Genomic DNA, 19,768 nt, shown 5'->3' with positions numbered 1-19,768 from the left:
TGTCACTCATCTCTTAACTGTTCTTGGATCTCAGCTAAAGCGTCCTTTCGTTTTTCTTGCCTTCGCTTTTCAGCGATAACAAGGGCAATCTCGGCTGCTAATTCATTAGCATTTTGCTGGGTCACAGACGCATCGAAGAATAAAGACTCGATATGAGACTTAACGCTTTCTCTTCGCTGAAACAAACGAGAAAGCCCATTTAATTCGTCTTTAACGACTAGACTTTTTAACTTTTGTTGCTCATTGGCGATTAATGCCCATGAGGCCTCTATCGAATCCAATAGCTCTTGATGCTTCAAATTTAGTTTGGCTAATTTACGTTGTTGCTTGCCAATTCTGATGTCAACTACATCAATAAGTTGACCAAATTCGATCCATTGCTTGGAGGGTTTCTTCATATTCGACCCCGTCGTAACCTTGCTTCAAAAACTCCATGATATATGGGAAGCGCTCTATCGCTTCGTCGGTCGCCAAATCGTTACCTTTCTCGTACTCACCGACTCGGATTAACAATTCAACATTAAAATAGCGATACACCATATCTTTGAACTTTTCAGAAAGACTTACATATTGAGGATCCTGAACTTTATTTTGTAGACGGCTCTTACTCTTTAGTACATCAATAGCAGGATAACGGCCAGTAGAAGCAATTGTCGTTGAGTAGACCAAATGTCCATCAATCAGTGACTTAACTTCATGTGCAATAGGATCTTCATCAATTTCTTTTTCAATCAATACCGTAAAAATTCCAGTCACAGAGCCATGAATAGAGTTACCACAATTCTCTACCAGTCGTGACAGTGCCAAAGAGACTCCGATCGGAATTCCGCCCTCGATGGGAGTACCATCTAACATGGCTTGTGCACGTGCAAAACGTGTCAATGAATCGAAATAGAGCACCACTTTCTTGCCCTGAGCCATGTAATGCCGAGCAATAGATACAGCGACTAAACCCGATCTCACTTTCTCCAACGGATTTGCTTCGGATGTAGACACTATAGTGATCGATTTTTGAATCACAGCAGGACCAATCTCCCCCTCCAAAAACTCAACCACCTCCCTTGCACGCTCACCAATCATGGCGAAAATCACCACATCGGCATCCATGTTATTTGCCATGATCGAAACCGTAGTAGTTTTGCCAGCACCTGCGGGGGCAAATAGGCCCAAACGCTGCCCTACTCCAATGGTGAATAAGCCATCAATAATTTTAATTTTTGTTGGAAAGACAGTGTCGATTGGTGCGCGAATATTAAGCGGTATAGGCTTATCGATAATGGGTAAATCATAGTAATCACCCTCACCGGCCAAATATTGTTCACCATACAATGACTCGCCATAGCAATTAATGACCTTACCAATAAGAGCGGTTTCATTCAGCGGGAAACAGAAGCGCCGTGGGGTAATTTCAACTTTACTTCCCCGTTGAATAGCCCCTGGCTGAAGCAACTTAATTTCTACTCTTTTACCAGTAATTTTCATTATCTCACCACGAATGCGCTCATTAGCGACTGTGATAATGAAGCACTCCTGCCCCACAAAAGTATTTATACTGACATGACAAATCACTGTATCTTGATAAGATTCTTTAACCTTAAAAAAATGTTTGATCATGACTAGATAACCTTAAATGACACTGATACGTAACGTTTATATTTACGTTTAGTTTCCTTCTTACTCTTAAATAATTCACCTAACCAAGGAATACTTGAAAGGATAGGGACACCACTCTCGACACTATCAGTCACTGTATTGTCAAATCCTCCAAGAATAACGGTCTGCCCTGGTTCAATATAGACTTCTGATGTCAAAGATTGAGAGTTAACTCTAGGCGCCTGAGTCGCTCCGCCTTCTGTCTTATCATCACTCAGTGACTCTTCTATATAGCTAAATTTCGCCTGCACTTTTCCTGATGGCAATAAACGGCCAGTGACATACAAACTATTTTCGGCCTCAATTTTTTGAGTTGATACTTGCTTATCAGATATAAGTACAACTGTAGCCGTTTCTTTTTTACCAAAATGCCCTTGCTGGTTCTCTAAGACTAAGAGATTAGTTTCATATACTCCTCTAGCCATATTATTAGTATACAAAGCTTGAAAATTTTTGAAAAAATCTACTGTATCCGTAAAGGGTGGAACGATAATATCGTACAGACCTCGACTGCCATTCAACCATGAACTATTAACACCTAGTGCTTCAGTTCGTTCTACCGAAACATCATAAACCCGAAGGAAAAATAGCAACTGCTGCCGTTTAACATCAATAAGAGTGGCAATACGCTTAGCTAACTGGATCTCCTCAGGGGTACCACGAACTAGCAATGCATTACTTCCAGGTAATACCTGGACTTTAGAGGTAAACTCATCCTCTTCAAGCTGTTGTTTATCATTTTGGTTAAGTTTTAGTTTATAAGCGCGCTTAACCATTTCTCCATCGCTAATATTCTCAAACTGACCAATTTTCTCAATTGCCGATGAGATTAAAGACTGCGCACCAGGAAAAATAACATTACCGTCATATGAATCAATTTGGCGATCCATAACAGATATATAATCAAACTCGATCCGTGCCAATTCCAAATTATTACCATTCTCTAAAAACTGATTTTTATCAATCATATTAGAGTAGACAACAACGTCATTAACAAACTTACGTGTTCCTGAAATAAAGATAGAGTTGCCACTGCCCACGAGTTCAATTTTCGTCGTATTATTGGCTCTGAACGTACTCTTTAATTCTTTAAGCAGGCTAGCTGGCGTAATATTTCTGGGTTTAAATGCATGATTTATATAAGCCTGACCAGAGTGAACCGTTAGTGTCCCGCCATATACATACCAATCAAAATCATAAACATCAGAAAGCTGGTCCAACAAATCGAGACCGTCACCAGAGAGTGTTTGAGTAATAGGCTGTTTAGCCTTTTTTTCTTCAATATCATCAACTAACTTTAGCTGCATATCCTTGGCTATTGCCGCCAAGGCGCCTTTCAAATCGATATCAGACTGCTTGATAAATACCTTTGCCTGACAAGTAAATGCCGTAAACAAAAGGAAAATAAGTAAGATTCTAGACTTCATCAAGTATCTCCTTCATACGTTCCTGACTAACTTTCATTTGTCTGATACTTTGATTAATAATGGCCTGCTCTACTATTTTCATCGTAAACTCTTCTTCAGTAACATAATCATTTTGCTTACTAGCGTGTACTTTTACTTGGCTATCGGAAAATTGTTCACTTAAATGTACTTCACCAGCAGCTTTGAGTTCTGACTCAAACTGAAGGGCATCCTTTTCTGAAGTGGTTTTAATTTGCTGACTATTCAATGTGACATTCAATAAATTAATGTTACTCATACCCTGCCTTTTTCATTATTTGTTTAAAAACATAAAACTGATCTTGTAACAGCCATAGGTTAAGAATAATAATCATGGTGATAGCTTTAATATCTGCTGTTATACTAATAGATAAAGAAGCTTTTTTGAAAAAAAGGTCAACATAGCCACAACAAATAGTAATACACAACAACAGAACCATGTATTTACCAGTCACCATAGCCATCATAGTTAAGCTATCAGTGATGTAAAAATACAAAGTATCAAAACCAACATTAGCACCTTGTTCAATATTCTCTGAGATCACCGCCAGCAAAGGTCTAAAAACCACACCAGAGTCCAAGGCATACATCAAAAACATCAAAGAGCTAATCTTAGATAGCGCTTCAGACTCATCAGTAAAACGTTTATCTTGTACAGACTGTTCGTTAAGCAATAATAACTGTTGTATAACACTGCCAACCATACCACTGAGCCAATAAGGTACAGATGAAAACATAGCAAAAATAATAACGCTTAATACCCAAAAAGGAGTTGGAATATTTCCTAAATCACTAGAATCTATAACAATTGCAAGTCCAATAGCAATAGCAAGTGCCGTCGAATTATCAAGATAAAGACGTGTTGGATTATAAATTTTTAAAAATAAAAATAATCCTGCAAATAACAGCCAGTTAGGAAATAAAAGCATGTCCATATCACTGGAGCGCTCTAAATAAAATAGTCCAACTATCAGAAAAATAAAATACTGCGAGTTTTACAGGTGTCGATATTACCGTCGGTGATAACATAGTCATACCTACACCACTGAGAATCACGGCAATTAAAAAATCAATACTCACAAATATCATGTATAGCTTTAGGCCAAACTCGAAACCTTGATACAAATCTAAAATCAGATTACCAAGAAAATATTTTAGTGTATCACTCCCTGAGTCAAAATTAAGTGGAATGTCAATAATGCCAGTTAGTTCATTAGTTTTACGCTGCGCCCTCGCCAACAGTTCAGGGAAAAACTCAAATACATTGCTGACCAGATAATACATAGTCACTTGTTCTGGCTTTTTATCCTCAAATAGGGAGGATGATTGCAAGACGTCAGGGTCTATTCCTCCATTAATCTGCTCAATAAAATATGGCTTAACCCTCTCTAATCCGGGTTTTATATCAGGCCAAATACTATTAAGCGCCATTAATGCCGCAAGTAAATTCACTACTATTGTAGGTGGAATTTGTTGTGTACCCACCGCATTTTTAATGATGTTAAGTACAATATTATATTTAACATATCCAGAGAAACAGATAAAAAAGACGGTAGACAACAAGATCAGAGTCAGGAGCAAAATTAAATTTGCTCCTGAAAATGCATTATCTGGATTCAATAATTGCAACATCTATAGCACTCTCTATTGCCCATAATGCATTATAAAATTAAAGTTAAATGTTTCTTGCCGCTGCAGAAATAGAGTCTTTAATTGATTTTAATGTAGTTGTTGAGGTTTGAGCGGTAATGCTTTGATCTGCCATTAACTGTTGTAGCGATAAAGAATCAGATGCACTCAAAATAAGTGTACCATCTTTATCTGGTGTAAACTTTCCATCTTTATCAACACTTCCAGTATGATCGGTAATGAATGTACTGACCTTATCGTCGGCATTATTAACTAAACCGCCAAAAACACCACTTATATACCCAGTTGATAATTGTTGAGCCATTTAATACATCCCTAGTTATTCATACGTTTATTTCTAATGCTTAACATGCCTACTTATACTTAACATGCCTACTTAATTTTACATACATGCACACATGCACAAACTTCTAGATAGCTCTAGAATGCGCAAAATATAAGCCATCTGCGCCAGGCCAAGCCAGTGAAAACTTCTGATAAAACACGGAAAAAGCTCATTAAAAGCACAATCAGCTAATGTATTAATTTATCCTTGGCGCTTTGCGCGTCTGTTGAACACGGCCAAAAACCACTGATTAATATGGTTTTTTAAAAAATCAAATTACCGTAAATCACAATGACCTGTATCTTCTGAACCTTTAAGCTGTAGGCCGCGCCGAACATTCTGCATAGATATTATCTCTTCCCATACATTTAAGTTAAATCAAGCTGCATGACTTATAGTCATTTATATGTTGAATCGACAATTTAAACTCATAAGACTTGCATGGTAACCTTTGCCTTAATATTTCATAAACAATCTTACAATTATATCTAACTAAATATACTAATATTCACTATAAATATTGCAATTAAAATTTTAGGTGTCTATGTCTCTTGTTCCAATTTCAATACGATCTAATCTTGGATTAAGTGTTTCATCGATCGAATTGAGTAATCTTGAAAATATAGATGTGAAAAGCATTAATAAAGTCGACATTTCTCGGTTAGACAAAACATTATTAGTAACAAAAAAGCCTGTTAAACGGGAAAAAGTTATAATATTGAAGGATAAAATTAGTGATGCAAAATATGGTCGAATTTTTGATGTAAAACGAGAAGAAATAAAAAATGAAGTATCAACACTTAGTACTAAAGGATTAACGAAAAGTGTATTAAAAGCATTCAATAAAGATAAACGGCTTGCAAGCATCATTCATAAGACTAATGATAAAACGATTGGCCAATCTGCTATCATTAGAGATTTCCAGCTCGTAGGGGTTAAGCTGACCACTCTCCCTAGCAATTATCGAGAATTATTTGAATTCATAAGAGCAAGCTTCTCAGATAATAGTGTGGTTGATGGCATTTTCAAAAAATATGAAAATCGTGGTCAACTTGATGAAGCTTTAAAACCTAACGCGACTAAAAAAATTCTCTCGATACTTTTTTCATTACCACAAAATCAACAACTGCTTGCCAATTATTTCGGTGGATGTCTTGATGTCACTTGGGATCAATCGAGCATACTGAAGAATATTCAAGTAGGTAAAGATGGGCTATGTTCAACGCTCGCCATAAAATGGTGTGCTGACAAACATCAGGGTGTTCACTTTTTTAATGATATGGACACAAAAGAGGGTTTAGAAGAAGTTGTTAACCTAAAAATAAACAAAGAAGTAGCATCATATTTGCAATCTAGTGGGTTAGCTGTCTCGGAAAATGAAACAAACCTTAATATAAAAAAGGCAGGTTTCCATTTATTGGGTCTTTCTCCCAAAAATAAAGGTTATGGACATGAAGTCGCAGCATTTATCGACGACCAAGCGAAACAGTACAAATATTTCGATCCTAATCTTGGAGAGTTTTCTTTTTCAACGTCAGAAAAAATGAAGTCATTTATTCTGACTTCATCGACCAGAATATATACAGACTTAAAGCTGGATCAAGACTTAATATTAACTGCAGTTGAAGAAAATAATTAGCATAGCTCCGAAAATTTCTCTGATTTCCCAGTAAAATCCACTTTTCAAAGAAGGAGGTCGTCATTGCGACCTCCACTATCTGCAACTCTTAATGGAGAAATATTAACCTAGCCTTTTTCACTTCAATTGGTTGCTCGCAGCTTTATAGTGAGGATATTGAGTAACCATTCACTTCCCGACCATTTTTGTCCAGCCGTTTAACACTAACCAATACCCAATGACTATTCAAATTAATGAGTTTTATTTATTATAATCAACATAACGTTGACCATAATAATAAGGACCATGTTGTTGCTTAAACTCACGAACCTCCCTAGAGCGTTCGCTATTGCTCCTCGTTAATCCTATCTGTTTTGCATCAATAGGCAGATAGTCATATCTTCCATGTGAATTTTTGACTTTCATAAAATTATCAGGCTTTACATCAAAAGGTCTAAAACCTGCTTGTTCCATCATAACCAGCACTGAATATGGAATTTTTTCATGATTATCTAGATGCTTTGCACCTGGTATTTTTTGAAAAGTAAACACTCTTACTCGTGGAGAGCCACATACTCTATCATCCCTCATAGTAATAAGGTCATTGTTCGCAAAAATTGCATACTTACCATCATAGAAATTATGATTACGATATACATCATTTACTCTTAAGTCGGCATTAGTTAACGCTCCCCACGTACTATCTTGTTTAAAGATCTTATACCCTCTCCCTGTTTTTTTATCGATAAATACTTCTCGATTTGTCCCCTCAAATTTTTCATATTTTCCCGCCTTAGCCTCCTCTTTTAATTGAGATATTGTTTCTGGATGACGGATGTTTATTGAGTCAACATGACTTGACAGTGCTAGATGCAATGGCAGAACTTCATGCTGCAGTTGTGGCTTCAACCTTGGTCTTGGTAGTAGTAGTTTTTGTGGTGTAGCTAGCTTAGCTAAAAATGTGGCTATTACTTCCCTTTTTTGTATATTCAGGCTCCTTATCAAAGTTTGCTTTAAGCGTAAAATATCCACATTACGAACACTTTTTACATCCAACTTTTTTAATTCACTCGATGATATATTTAACCCAAGCTTTTCTCGAAGGGAAGGAATTATAATAAGTGACATATACACCTCTAAATTTGTTGATGAAAAGCACACCATCTTCCACGAAGAATGCAATCAATGACTATGCAAAATATACATTAATATTATTCTCATACTACAAATGGCTTTAGTTTATAAATATAAAAACATTAACCACATCTTAAATAACATCTGCAATAAAAAACCACTTTTAAAAGTGGTTTTTTATTAACACTGAGACATTGTGATATCAATTAATGCCAGAGACAAACTCATTACCTACGATAAGTCGTTGCCATCAAGTCTGTGATTTTTTTATCTGCATCAGAAATGGCACTCTTTAAACTACTATACATTTCATCATGCTTCATAATTTTATCATTTTTATCCAATACACCTTTATTTATTAGCATATTGGCTATATATGCCCCCTGTATCACTTCAGGTAAACTATGATGCACAGGCTGCTTTACGCTATCACCAACTAAGTGGTCTAAGCATACATCAAGCACTTGTTCGAAATTAAATGTAGCATTGGTGGCACGACAGAGTTTAGCTGTCTGAATGGTATAATGCAGAGCATTTCCAGATACACCTGCAGTGAAACCCTCCATATCAGGACGGCTGAAATTATCCATATTGAGGTTTACAGCTAAATCAAGTATATCTTGGCCTAACGTATCGATATTATTTTGATACACTTTTTCGTTAGGCTTAAAATCAAAATGTAACCCCCCAGAAGCTAAAATCCCCTCATTAAATAAGCCACTTTTACTTTTACTGGAATCGACAGGGTCCCGCATAATACCTTGCAAGGCACCACCAAAAAGCTGACCTAAATCAACTGGCTCACCTTTTTCACTCATAAATGCGTTTAATGCATAGGTTTCATGGAGCTTAGCGCTTGGTCTATCTAAAAGGCTGCTAGGAAAGCCAAAATTCTCAACTAATATCTTATTATTTCTTGCTTCAGTTTCATTTTTAACAACCGCAGCATCACCAGGAAACTCTAACACTAAATTTTCTGGTTTCAAGAGTTTGTTTGTATAAAGGTTATTACCTTGAGTGTCCTTCAATGCATCTTTAGTTAATTTTTCAAATAAGTGTTTCTCTTCACTTTCATTCAATTTTTCATTTTTTGATAATTTGTCTCTGATTGTGTTCAAACGTTCAGATAACTCACTTTGATTAGAATTCATAAACCCATCAAAACATACTGATAACCGTGAAAAGATCTCTGCTTTATGCACTAGTGTAAATTGATCAGATGTCACTTTGACAGGCTTACTTTGATCGCATTGAAGAAAGTTTTTCACATATACCTTCTTCCCACTTAGATCTACATCATCTGTTGCCGTATTAAGAATATTAGTTAAACTAGATGCCATTGCATCGAGAGCCCGTTCAGAAGCAGTACTTTTACCATTTATTAATTTATTTTTAATTAAAGAAGAAAAAATTTCACTGCCGCTTTTTAGTTCTACTTTTACTTTTTGGTAAGGTTTTGGACTCAACAATTTACTTAAAGAAACAATGGGATCTTTATTCTCAATGTGGGAAATTTTTTTGACATCTAAATCAATATTTTTTTTATCCATGATTTCAGATGTTTCAGTCTGTCCGCATGCAGCTAGTTTGTTTAATGAAAGCATAATATCTCCTAGAGGTTGAGCTTTAATTATCCATCATCCTGCACATCAATATCACCAGATTACTTATGAAAAAATCCGTAAAAAATAACTATCACCGAACGACATGTATAACAACCAACAGTCGCGCTTATACCAAGATGTAAAAGTGACTTTAAAGGAGCAAAAAAAGCCTTATCCTTGGCTCAAATCTCTGTAGAGAAGCCCATAAATTATAGAATACTAGTAGAATATTTAAGACAATCTTGCGTATGATTTCATTTCGTTTCAAGGTTGAATTTGAACGTGAAAAATTACACTAAAAATCTTTTAGATTGAATCAACTCTTATTTTAAAAACAAAAGTCAACCAATATGAATCTTGGCACGCATAAGTTTAAATTTACGTGAAATATAATTTTAAAAAAACTTATTGAAAACGACTATTGCTCCTACTGTTAACATAGATGCAAGAAGAGCAGAGAAAAAACATACCAATAAAAAATATATATTTCTCATTGGTATGTCAGTACGAATTGATAAATTTCGTTCGATTGAATATGGAGAAACATTGATATTACTTAAGGATTCTTTACGACTCTGCTTAATATTCTTTATCTCAAAAATCGGATATTCCTCTTCAATTAAAACGCCTGAAACACTTTCATCCAGAATCAGTATATAACCTTCTTTAGAAATGGTTTTTATTTCGCACGCTAAGTTATCAAATTGCGCAAGAGATTTTCTTAAATTAGAAATGGCTTTGGTCAATGATGTTTCACTCACGAAAACCTTACCCCAAACTTTTTCTTGTATATACTCCTTACCTACAACTTCATTTACATGATCACATAGTAGTTTTAATATTACAGCCTCACGTCCACCTATGCTAACTACATTATCCTCAGTGCTAACCTGTCTTTTAAGCACATCAAAAACCATCTGATTTCCTAACGCATAGTTTCTTGCCATTGCTATTCCTCCTAAGAATTACTCGTTCATCACAAAATTAACTCAGAGTTACATTGTGGTCTTTTTTTCAGAATAAAGTAATAAAAAATCGCCAAAAAAAGATGAATTAACCAGAAAAAAATCGAAAAAAACACACTCAAAAAACAAGGTGCGGACCTTTTGCAGCTTTGAAAACAATGGAAAAACAAACGAAACCAAATGTATCAAGCTGCCGAATGTAAATACTAATTATTAAGATTACAGTACATTGTGCTGATATGCTTAGAAGGTGATAAGGAACTACGGGAACCACAGAGAATATAACTAACAAAAACCTAAATATTCATACTTTAAAATATGACACACTTTATTATACTCACCTTAATTATTTTAAATTAAAAATTTACCTTTAGGAAAGTTTAGTGTTGAAACTTAATTTATTAATGTGTACACATATGTTTATGTTTATGTTTATGTTTACAAATCTATATATATTAAGTCATAAGCCAGGTCTAAAATATCTACTTAGACCCGACTTACTATGTTTAGCTTAACTGTTAGAATAACCCAGTTTTAATTGTAATGCTTTTATTAACTCGCTCTGTTTTTTGACCAAAGCCTCCTGTCCTAAAAAGGTAAAGTCTTCAAATCCAGTTTTCATATGAGTCGATAGAAATCTTGATATATCTGCTTTAAGACTGTCGGCTCCATGGATGTTTGCCATAAATTGCTTTTCCAACTTTGCCTGCGCATCTTTACCATTCTTAGTCGCGAATCCTTCCATAAAAGGCATTTCTGTAAGAACTTTGAGTGCTGACTGACGGTAATTTTTACCCAGTAAATTCAACTTTTCTTCATTTGTCGTCAGCTGATTGGCTGTGCGACGAGCCCCATCTAAAATGGCTTCCCCTTTTTTCATCTCAATGGCGCCACGGCTACTATCCGAACGGAAAAGCCGAGTTTTTCCTGAATCGAGGCGACTCATTGCCTCAGTGGCAACACCTTTACGCTGCGTCTGGAAAGGCTGATCAGACACAACATCGGCTCGCTTCCATAGATCAGGAAAACGTTTCACTTCGGCCCAATAACTTGAAATCGATTTAGACTGCCCGTTCATTGCCGCCTCTAACGTATCAATATCCGCATACAGCCCATATTGATCGAGTAAAATGCCTTCCCAATTAACCTCCATAGCATTGACAACATAATCACTAATTTGTTGGCAGAGCAACTCTCTATTAGCTTGATTCATATTGGGCGCTGTTTTAAGTAATTCATCAGAGTAGAGTTCATCCATGGGCTCATTTTTTGTTGCAGGTGCCTGAACATCGTTATTTTTGATTCCAGTAACTGCTTTTTTAAGGTTGTTTTTATTGAAACCTGTAATTGCATTTAGCAAAGCGTCCTTTCCTCCACCTGATGGCGCAACCACGTCACTTGCCATCGCACCTACTGGCAGGATCGGAGCCGGTGGCGGCAAAGGTGGCGGTGGCAATGTACCACTTGCCATAGTTAATGCGACAGGAGGCTGAATATCTCCTTGCACTGTGGATGGTGCAGTACTTTGGCTGGATAAAACCATCCGAGCGTCTTGCATTTTTTTCAATACTTCTTGTAAAAATGAAGTATCGGCATTGGGCGTCACAGGTCGCGCTTTCTGATCTGCCGTTACCGATCGCAACTCAACGCCATCACGAATCGCTTGCATTAATGACAGTCTAGAATCCGCATTTTGCTTCGGCGCTGTAACTGCCATTTTGGCAACTTGGGCTGGTTTGGCTAACTGAAGCGGTTTATTCGCAACTGACTTTTCTTTGCCATTCTTCGAGCGAGATTTAAGACGGATAGATTGAAACAGCGATAAAAAACGCTTTTTTATACTAGGCCTATTACTCACCTGCTTAATCTCGAGTTTATCAGTTGCGGCGTTACTGACGCCCTCACTCTTGATATCTGATGAAGGTGGATTGATGATGTGATTGGAAATTGGCATCTGGTACTCCTCTGATCATAGGCTCACTAATGTTATAAATGTGTGAGCAATTAACTAACTATCTACTCCATCACTATATAAATAAGTAGAAGAGGGACACACAGACTTTGTCTGAAATATTCTGAGTAAAAGTGGAATGACTTAATCACTCTGTTTATTTAGACAAGTAAAAGTAATCACTAGTTAGTTAAAAATTAGGATTGTGCAAGTAAATTAATCATTTTTTATTCATCATTTCCCATTAACCATTAATAAAATTTTCATTTATTTTAGTATTAATATTCCACTCAGAGATTTGATAATGCCTATTCATACAAGCAATTATTCTAATTTTTCCAGCTATAAAAGCTACAATCAATTCGCAGCTATACCTAACACGCTCAATATCGTAAAACTTTCCCAACGTAGAGCTGATACGCTAAAGCCTGTGAAAACGATAAGTTCATTCGCAGAGATCAACAATGTCAAAAAATCTCCCCATCGAGTTAAAATCGAAGCGGCTCAGCTAATACAAAAAAGTTATCGCTCTTATCAACAAAAAAAAGCTGAAAAAAAGCTCAATACAGTAGGTATTAAATCACTCACAAATGCTAAGGCAGGACGTAGCTACTTCTATAATGCACAAGCAGAATTAGTCGCAAAAACACCAACTAAGTTTCAACCTGCTGGGAAAGGAACCTACAAACAGTTAGTACGCCAAGATAGTCAATTTGTGCAATTACATATTTATAATGACACGTTTGATATAGATAAAAATAAATACAACCAATTAGCAATGAACCAACTTAGATCGCACCCTTCAATTTGTCCTTCTATTTATGTAAACGATTCGACCATGATTGCCCATAATGGTGGCATTGAAGTAGCGCAACTAATTGAACAAGGGGACAAGATTCCCTTAATTCACTTTAAATCACTCTTAGAAGATTTATGTTCCTTACATAGCGAGGAGATATTCCTGCACGATATTAAACCTCAAAATCTAACCTATAAAGGCAGCCATGTGTATCATATTGATGTGGAAAATCTGGTCGCGCCGGATTATAACGATGGCGAGAATGGCATTGTCTGCACGTCAGAGTACACCACAGCGCATTTAATGAATGCTATTGATAATGGTGATCCTCTCGCCAGCCAAAACCAAGATAACTACGCCATTTTATTGAGTATGATTGAAGCCACTAGCGGTGACTTCTTCCCAAATGCCCCAGTTGTAAACCCACAACGTATTTTCGGGCTCAAGGGTAAGGATCTAATAAGAGCTCAAGGCTGGATACAAGAGCACATCAAGCCTGAGTACCAAGCGACAGCAGGAGCATTACTTCAGTGTCCAGGAACCAATAGCGATTCAACGCCCTTAATCGATATGATTAATTGGAAGTAAACTGTCTCAAACCGCTTGTAACAATCAATGATTGGAGCTCTATTTCCATAGATGGCTCCATAACCACTTTTTATGGTTATGGAGCTAACAACGGTTCTTAGTTCTGTGATGACTTTATGAGCTGAACGTGCAAATAGTACATTCATCAAAGTATGTGTACTATTCTATCCACTAAATCATCTCTGTGCATAATGGCTTTTAAATCACCTCTTTTACTGATGCCAATTTAGTTACAATTTCAGCTATAGCGTGAATAAACGCGAGTATTCCCATGCAATTTCATTTGCTTAGTATTAACATTGGGCAATCAATGTCAGCATTTATCGCATTCAAGTTACTAAGGTGAGCTAGTCGCCTTGGTTGAATGCGGCTATATTAGGCAGATTCGTTTTCAATTTCAGCCAGTTGGTTAATCTTAACTGTTTCTCATCAGTAGAATAAGCACCAATCTGAGCAATTAAAGGACATCCCATGGGACAAGAAACCTCGAAAATCCTCGTCGTCGATGATGATATGCGCCTGCGAGCGTTACTCGAGCGTTACCTGATGGAGCAAGGTTATCAGGTGCGCAGCGCGGCCAATGCCGAGCAGATGGACCGCCTATTAGAACGCGAAAACTTCCATTTACTCGTGCTCGACTTGATGTTGCCCGGTGAAGATGGCCTGTCTATCTGTCGTAGGCTGCGCCAGCAAGGTAACCCCATTCCGATCGTGATGCTGACGGCCAAGGGCGATGAAGTCGACCGCATTATTGGTTTAGAGTTGGGCGCTGACGATTATCTGCCAAAACCTTTCAATCCACGGGAATTACTTGCGCGGATCAAAGCCGTGATGCGTCGCCAAACCCAAGATGTGCCCGGTGCGCCCGCTCAGCAGGAAGCACAGATTAGCTTCGGTGAGTTCTCGCTGGATTTAGCGACCCGTGAGATGTACCACGGCGACGAATCGATTGCGCTCACTAGCGGTGAGTTTGCCGTACTTAAAGTGCTCGTCACCCATCCACGCGAACCCTTGTCTCGGGATAAGTTGATGAACCTCGCCCGTGGCCGCGATTATTCGGCGCTAGAACGCTCCATCGACGTGCAAGTGTCACGTCTGCGCCGCTTAATCGAAAAAGATCCCGCGAATCCTCGCTACATTCAAACTGTGTGGGGATTAGGTTATGTGTTTGTACCCGATGGTGCCGCGCGTCGATGAGCCACGCTGCCATCTTAATCTCCTGCGGTTATTGAGCCCACGATGAAACCTAAGTTTTGGTGGCGGTTTGTTCCTCGCAGCGCATTTAGTCAAACCGTGATGCTGATTGGTTGTCTATTACTGATCAATCAGCTGGTGTCTTATGTCACGGTCGCAGTATATGTACTTAAGCCAAGTTACCAACAAATCAATCAGTTAATCGCTCGCCAAGTCAAATTACTGTTTGTCGACGGTATAGATATTGGCCGCGAACACTTAACCATAGTCGATGCCCTTAATGCCAAAGTCCACGACGATGGCATGAAAATCTACAATCAACAGCAAGCGCATGAAGCGGGTATTGAGCAAGCCACTTACTATGGTTTCTGGTCATCGCAGATGTCGGAATATCTTGGTGGCGATGCCGAAGTCCGCGTCACCCATGGCAGCGTATTACAGATTTGGATCCGTCCACCACAGGCGCCCTCGATTTGGATAAAAGTGCCACTTATCGGCCAAAATGTTTCAGATCTTTCGCCACTCACTCTTTATTTAATGGTGATTGGCGCACTCAGTGTCGCTGGGGGATGGTGGTTTGCTCGCCAGCAAAACCGCCCACTTAGGCGATTACAAAAAGCCGCGATTTCAGTCTCCCGCGGTGAATTTCCCGATCCCTTGCCGCTAAAAGGTTCGAGTGAAATTGTCGAAGTTACCAATGCTTTCAACCAGATGGCGCACAGCATGAAGCAACTGGAGCAGGACAGAGCGCTATTGATGGCGGGGATCTCCCACGACTTGCGCACACCGCTCACCCGTATTCGCCTCGCCTCTGAGATGATGGTTGAGGAAGATCAATATCTTAAAGATGGCATAGTCAATGATATCGAAGATATGGACGCCATCATCAGCCAGTTTATTGCGTATATTCGCCAAGATCAGGAAACCAGCCGTGAGCTAGGCCAAATCAATAAACTTATTCAAGATGTCGCTCAAGCAGAGGCCAATCGCTCCGGCGAAATTGAAGTGGTGTTAACTGACTGCCCAGAAGCACAATTTCAAGCGATTGCCATTAAACGGGTACTGAGTAATTTAGTCGAAAATGCCTTTCGCTATGGTTCTGGCTGGATCCGCATTAGCTCGCAGTTCGATGGCAAGCGTATCGGTTTTAGTGTTGAAGATAATGGACCAGGGATCGATGAGTCGCAAATTACCAAACTATTTCAACCTTTTACCCAAGGTGATATCGCCCGTGGTAGTGTTGGTTCGGGCCTAGGCCTCGCCATTATCAAACGGATTATCGACAGACACCAAGGGCAAATTACCCTCTCCAACCGCGCCGAAGGCGGTTTAAAAGCCCAAGTGTGGCTGCCGCTGGAATAACGCGAGATCACATATTTGCAAATCAAATGACAACGCTGACATCCAAGTGAGCACTTGTCATATTAATGTCACCTTAAATTCATAAACTCAGCACAGTTACTGGCTCTGACCATTATGAAGATTGCAAAATGAAAATTTCAACGCTGTCGCTTTCTGCTTCTGCCCTATTGTTATTGCTCGCGGGATTGCTAGCAGCCGTAGTGCTGTGGAGCAGTGATCAGCGGCAACAAATTGAGCAGCAAACACTGACATTACAAGCTATTCAGCAGGATTTTCTCGTCGGTGTACGCCGCGATCTCGATGGCTATTTAGCCAGTGGCAACGCTAGCCAACTTGAACAAGCGAAAACCAAACTCAGCGCCATTAAAAACCAGCTCACGCAGCTTAACCTCGCAGCCATGGGCGCGACCGACAATGACTTGCAAGCCAGCCTAAGCAACTTCATTCAAGATTTAGATACCAAGTACCGCGCCGCGGGTAAACTCGCTGGCAATCCTAGGCAACTGCTCGCCCACGCCGAATCTGAAATGCTCGACTACAACCGTCGTCTGGGCAGTTATGCCGATAAAGGCTTAGCCACAAATGCGGCGGTCGCCGAACAATATCTGCAATTGAGCCGCGATTTACCTTCTATCGTCTACCAACTTTCCCAGTTGACCGATGGTTATCTGATCGGTAAAAATCAGCAGCTCAAGGGCATTTTAGACAGCACCAGCAAAGAGCTAAATACGTGGCACGACACCCTCAGCGCACTGCCGTTAATTGGCGTATATGAACAGCAAGAAGCCGATGAATTTGCACTCGGCGCCAGCGAACCGGAACAAATTGAAATCGGCGAGAGTGACCGCAGTGAACTGCTCAGTCTCGCCAATCGATATAACAAAGAAGTCGCCAATACCCACCAATTACTGCAAACAAACCAAGAGATGCAAGATCAACTCATTCAAGCGATTAGCAATGTGGAACAACAGCTTATTGGCTTAGGTGAGGCTCAGGCAGCAAAGAACCAGCAGCTGAAATATGAGTTACAGCTAATCCTCTACACTATGGTTTCCATCATGGCCTTGTTTGCGATTGGTTATTTAATCCTGCAGCAAAATCGCGTCGTCAAACCGCTAAAACGTCTCAACCAAGCTTTTATGAAATTAAGTGAATCGAACAGCCGCGAGCATTTAGACATTAATCGTCGCTGCGAAACGGGCCAAATCGCAGGTCATTTCAACCAGTTGCTGCACAGGTTTGAACAGGAAGACGAGGCACAGCGCCAGCAAATCACTAAGGTTTCTCAATCATTAAGCCAACTGGTGGCGCGTATTACTCAGCTATCACAACACACAGAGCATACCCAAACGATTGTGGCCGATACGCAAACACAGACCGAGCATATCCGCAGCCTCGCCAATGAGGTGAGCCACACTTCGGCACTTGTGGAAGACAGCGCCGCCGAAACCATGCGCCAAATGCAGTCGAGTCAAGCACAAGCCGAGGCGGTATTGAGCGCGACCGAGCAAACACAAACCGCGGTCGGTCTGTGCCATTCGTCCCTTGAAAGCCTGAATAACTCAGTGACGGATGTATCGAAAATCATTGATGTGATTGGCAATATTGCCGAGCAAACTAACTTACTCGCCCTTAATGCTGCCATCGAAGCTGCGCGGGCTGGCGAGCAAGGTCGCGGCTTTGCCGTGGTGGCCGATGAAGTGCGTAATTTAAGCCAACGCACCCAAGTGTCTTTGAATGAGATCGTGAAAATTCTGCAACAACTGACCCAATCAAATCATGCTCTCAGTGAGAGTGTCGATGGCATAGCACAGGCGACAAGCAGCCAAAAACTGCGTGCTCAGAGCCTGTGGCAAGTGGCGCAAACAGTGCAAAACCAAGCAAGTGAAATGGCTAATACCGCCAAACAAGGCTCGCTAAATGCCAAAGAGCAAGTCGATTATCTCGATGAATTTGTTCGCACTATGGATAGTTTAAAAGAACAAGCGCAAACCAGTTCACAGCAAAGTGAGGTCATCGCCCAAGAAGTACAGCAGAGTGTAGAAGATATTGAAACCAGCTTGGGGATTGGGCAAAGCCAAATAAACCGTGCGGCCTAAAACCGCACGTTTACTCACTTAATTTCTCTATTTGTGTTTAATCGTCGATTCGACAATTGTGGATATTAGAGCCATCGAACTGACATTCGACATCAACCCATTTGCCTTCAAATGGCGTTAATGAAGCATCAGTCGCTTGATAGCCCCACAAGGTCTTTTGCATCACTAAACCCGACAAATCAAGCTCATTGCTTCGCACTTCAAGATCAACTTCTTTCACTAACCACTGGTTGTCTGCGAGTTCAACACCTTCTATTTGAATCCATTTTTGGTCAAGTGTCGCTAAGGTTAAACCGTCATCGAATTGAGTTCTGGCATCAATATCAAATGTAAATCCATTAATTTGTAGCTGATTATTGGTAGTCAGTGTCGCCAGACCTTCTAGCTCGAACTTTTTACCTAAGGTTGGAGGTATTCCACCATTATCATGTGATGTTTCAAATTCAACTTCTCTGGCCCATAAACCCTGCGGCATAGATTGAATATCTACATCGACTAACTTGCCTTCAACCAAGTTAGCTTGCTTGCCATCTTCAAATTGAGTATTTGTAGTGACATAGAGTCGAGTACGGGCATTAAGCTCAAACTGCGTCTTATCTTGGTTGACCCAAGTAATAGTCCCTTCTAGCTCCATATCGTTAAAAGACGCCGTATCTTCCACCTCGACTTCAGAGGCCAAAAATGAAGCACCACTTTGCTGGCCTTCCACTTCAACCCATGCGCCTTCCTGTAAGCTGCCTTCTAAACGTGCGTTGGCATAATTAATCACTGCCGAACCGATATTGAATTGTTGCGCAGCCTTGTTTAATCCAGAGACACGTCCCTCGATTTCAGCAAACGCAAAATTGGGAATAAGGTTTATAGAATTAACCTGCCATTCTCCCATTACCGTTGGATAACCATTTACCGCCACCCAATCGCCTACTTTATACTGGGTCGCGTCCGCTGGTTTAACGACTAAATTAATCCCATTAACGGCAATAGTATTTTGATTAACGGAACTGATTTCACCCACGAGGCTTGGATCTAATATGACATTTTTAGCCTGTTGGCCTTCATTATCAATTTTGACCCTCATCCCCATTTGAATGGCATTAACCTCTAACGGCTGTTGACCATAGTGAATCTTAGCATTAGCGATATTGACGTTATATCCGTTGACCGTAATCGAATTATTGTCAGAAGCAATATTTGTTACTGTACCGTTAATTTTTGCAGGTAACGTAGGTTGTGGAACGATAGGATCAGGTTTAGAGGTATCTGTTGATGAATCATTACCACCGCAACCTGCCAGCAAAATGGCCGTAATACAGACTAAGAGTTTATTCATTTTCTTCCCTATTATGTCTTGTTAAATCAGTGCTGGGCATCTTAGTATGAA

17 protein-coding genes are annotated in these 19,768 nt (G+C 39.5%); 5 read left to right on the top strand and 12 right to left on the bottom strand.

From position 1 onward, the window contains the following. Positions 1 to 2: 2 nt before the first annotated feature. The 7 genes from L5L91_RS15560 to L5L91_RS15530 are packed head-to-tail and all read right to left on the bottom strand — an operon-like array spanning position 3 to position 5,052. On the bottom strand, positions 3 to 398 hold the full coding sequence (locus L5L91_RS15560; protein WP_173497860.1) for a hypothetical protein: 396 nt from the start codon (positions 396 to 398) through the stop codon (positions 3 to 5). Further along, positions 352 to 1,614 carry a type III secretion system ATPase VscN2 gene (gene vscN2 / locus L5L91_RS15555; RefSeq protein ID WP_263162481.1) on the bottom strand — a complete coding sequence of 421 codons (1,263 nt, stop codon included), beginning with the start codon at positions 1,612 to 1,614 and terminating at the stop codon, positions 352 to 354. Before vscN2 ends, L5L91_RS15560 begins: the two co-directional genes overlap by 47 nt. 2 nt (positions 1,615 to 1,616) lie before the next feature. Next, positions 1,617 to 3,080 (bottom strand): secretin N-terminal domain-containing protein, encoded by a 1,464-nt coding sequence (locus tag L5L91_RS15550; RefSeq protein ID WP_168826338.1) that lies wholly within the window; start codon positions 3,078 to 3,080, stop codon positions 1,617 to 1,619. Continuing rightward, the gene (locus L5L91_RS15545) at positions 3,070 to 3,357 is read right to left on the bottom strand and encodes a hypothetical protein (protein ID WP_173248293.1); all 288 of its coding nucleotides are present in this window, start codon (positions 3,355 to 3,357) and stop codon (positions 3,070 to 3,072) included. Before L5L91_RS15545 ends, L5L91_RS15550 begins: the two co-directional genes overlap by 11 nt. Beyond that, positions 3,350 to 4,027 carry a type III secretion system apparatus protein VscT2 gene (locus L5L91_RS15540; RefSeq protein WP_263237071.1) on the bottom strand — a complete coding sequence of 226 codons (678 nt, stop codon included), beginning with the start codon at positions 4,025 to 4,027 and terminating at the stop codon, positions 3,350 to 3,352. Before L5L91_RS15540 ends, L5L91_RS15545 begins: the two co-directional genes overlap by 8 nt. 7 nt (positions 4,028 to 4,034) lie before the next feature. Beyond that, on the bottom strand, positions 4,035 to 4,730 hold the full coding sequence (locus L5L91_RS15535; RefSeq protein ID WP_168826332.1) for an EscR/YscR/HrcR family type III secretion system export apparatus protein: 696 nt from the start codon (positions 4,728 to 4,730) through the stop codon (positions 4,035 to 4,037). Between the two features lie 43 nt (positions 4,731 to 4,773). Continuing rightward, complete coding sequence (locus L5L91_RS15530; protein ID WP_014620520.1) at positions 4,774 to 5,052, bottom strand: hypothetical protein; 279 nt, start codon at positions 5,050 to 5,052, stop codon at positions 4,774 to 4,776. 565 nt (positions 5,053 to 5,617) lie between these two features. Between L5L91_RS15530 and L5L91_RS15525 the strand changes: the two genes are divergently transcribed. Next, positions 5,618 to 6,712 (top strand): YopT-type cysteine protease domain-containing protein, encoded by a 1,095-nt coding sequence (locus tag L5L91_RS15525; protein ID WP_173497859.1) that lies wholly within the window; start codon positions 5,618 to 5,620, stop codon positions 6,710 to 6,712. A 240-nt stretch (positions 6,713 to 6,952) separates the two neighbouring features. Here L5L91_RS15525 and L5L91_RS15520 read toward each other — a convergent pair whose 3' ends face one another. The 4 genes from L5L91_RS15520 to L5L91_RS15505 form a co-directional block, all read right to left on the bottom strand. Beyond that, entirely contained in the window at positions 6,953 to 7,819 is an 867-nt protein-coding gene (locus L5L91_RS15520) for a hypothetical protein (RefSeq protein ID WP_168826328.1), read from the bottom strand. A gap of 233 nt (positions 7,820 to 8,052) precedes the next feature. Then, positions 8,053 to 9,429 carry a hypothetical protein gene (locus tag L5L91_RS15515; protein WP_168826327.1) on the bottom strand — a complete coding sequence of 459 codons (1,377 nt, stop codon included), beginning with the start codon at positions 9,427 to 9,429 and terminating at the stop codon, positions 8,053 to 8,055. Positions 9,430 to 9,824: 395 nt separating this feature from the next. Continuing rightward, positions 9,825 to 10,376: a transcriptional regulator gene (locus L5L91_RS15510; RefSeq protein ID WP_173497857.1), complete on the bottom strand. Its 552-nt coding sequence runs from the start codon at positions 10,374 to 10,376 to the stop codon at positions 9,825 to 9,827. 529 nt (positions 10,377 to 10,905) lie between these two features. Beyond that, positions 10,906 to 12,348 (bottom strand): WH2 domain-containing protein, encoded by a 1,443-nt coding sequence (locus tag L5L91_RS15505; RefSeq protein WP_263237069.1) that lies wholly within the window; start codon positions 12,346 to 12,348, stop codon positions 10,906 to 10,908. A 301-nt stretch (positions 12,349 to 12,649) separates the two neighbouring features. Between L5L91_RS15505 and L5L91_RS15500 the strand changes: the two genes are divergently transcribed. The 4 genes from L5L91_RS15500 to L5L91_RS15485 all read left to right on the top strand — a co-directional run bounded on the left by L5L91_RS15500 (position 12,650) and on the right by L5L91_RS15485 (position 18,387). Then, positions 12,650 to 13,732, top strand: a complete 1,083-nt coding sequence (locus L5L91_RS15500) for a hypothetical protein (RefSeq protein ID WP_263237067.1) — start codon at positions 12,650 to 12,652, stop codon at positions 13,730 to 13,732. Between the two features lie 471 nt (positions 13,733 to 14,203). After that, complete coding sequence (gene ompR / locus L5L91_RS15495) at positions 14,204 to 14,929, top strand: two-component system response regulator OmpR (protein ID WP_006079507.1); 726 nt, start codon at positions 14,204 to 14,206, stop codon at positions 14,927 to 14,929. 42 nt (positions 14,930 to 14,971) lie between these two features. Next, a complete protein-coding gene (gene envZ / locus L5L91_RS15490; RefSeq protein WP_113940234.1) occupies positions 14,972 to 16,288 on the top strand; it encodes a two-component system sensor histidine kinase EnvZ in 1,317 nt (438 codons plus the stop codon). Between the two features lie 128 nt (positions 16,289 to 16,416). After that, positions 16,417 to 18,387 (top strand): methyl-accepting chemotaxis protein, encoded by a 1,971-nt coding sequence (locus L5L91_RS15485; RefSeq protein WP_263237066.1) that lies wholly within the window; start codon positions 16,417 to 16,419, stop codon positions 18,385 to 18,387. A gap of 37 nt (positions 18,388 to 18,424) precedes the next feature. Here the strand turns inward: L5L91_RS15485 and L5L91_RS15480 are convergent, their stop codons facing one another. Further along, the gene (locus L5L91_RS15480; RefSeq protein ID WP_263141446.1) at positions 18,425 to 19,717 is read right to left on the bottom strand and encodes a DUF5666 domain-containing protein; all 1,293 of its coding nucleotides are present in this window, start codon (positions 19,715 to 19,717) and stop codon (positions 18,425 to 18,427) included. Between the last annotated feature and the right edge of the window lie 51 nt (positions 19,718 to 19,768).

The organism is Shewanella sp. SM55, from assembly GCF_025654025.1.
In the GTDB taxonomy this organism is placed as follows: Bacteria; Pseudomonadota; Gammaproteobacteria; order Enterobacterales; family Shewanellaceae; genus Shewanella; species Shewanella oncorhynchi.
Note: the sequence above shows the minus strand (reverse complement) of the source record. Positions and strands in the feature narration are given on the sequence as shown.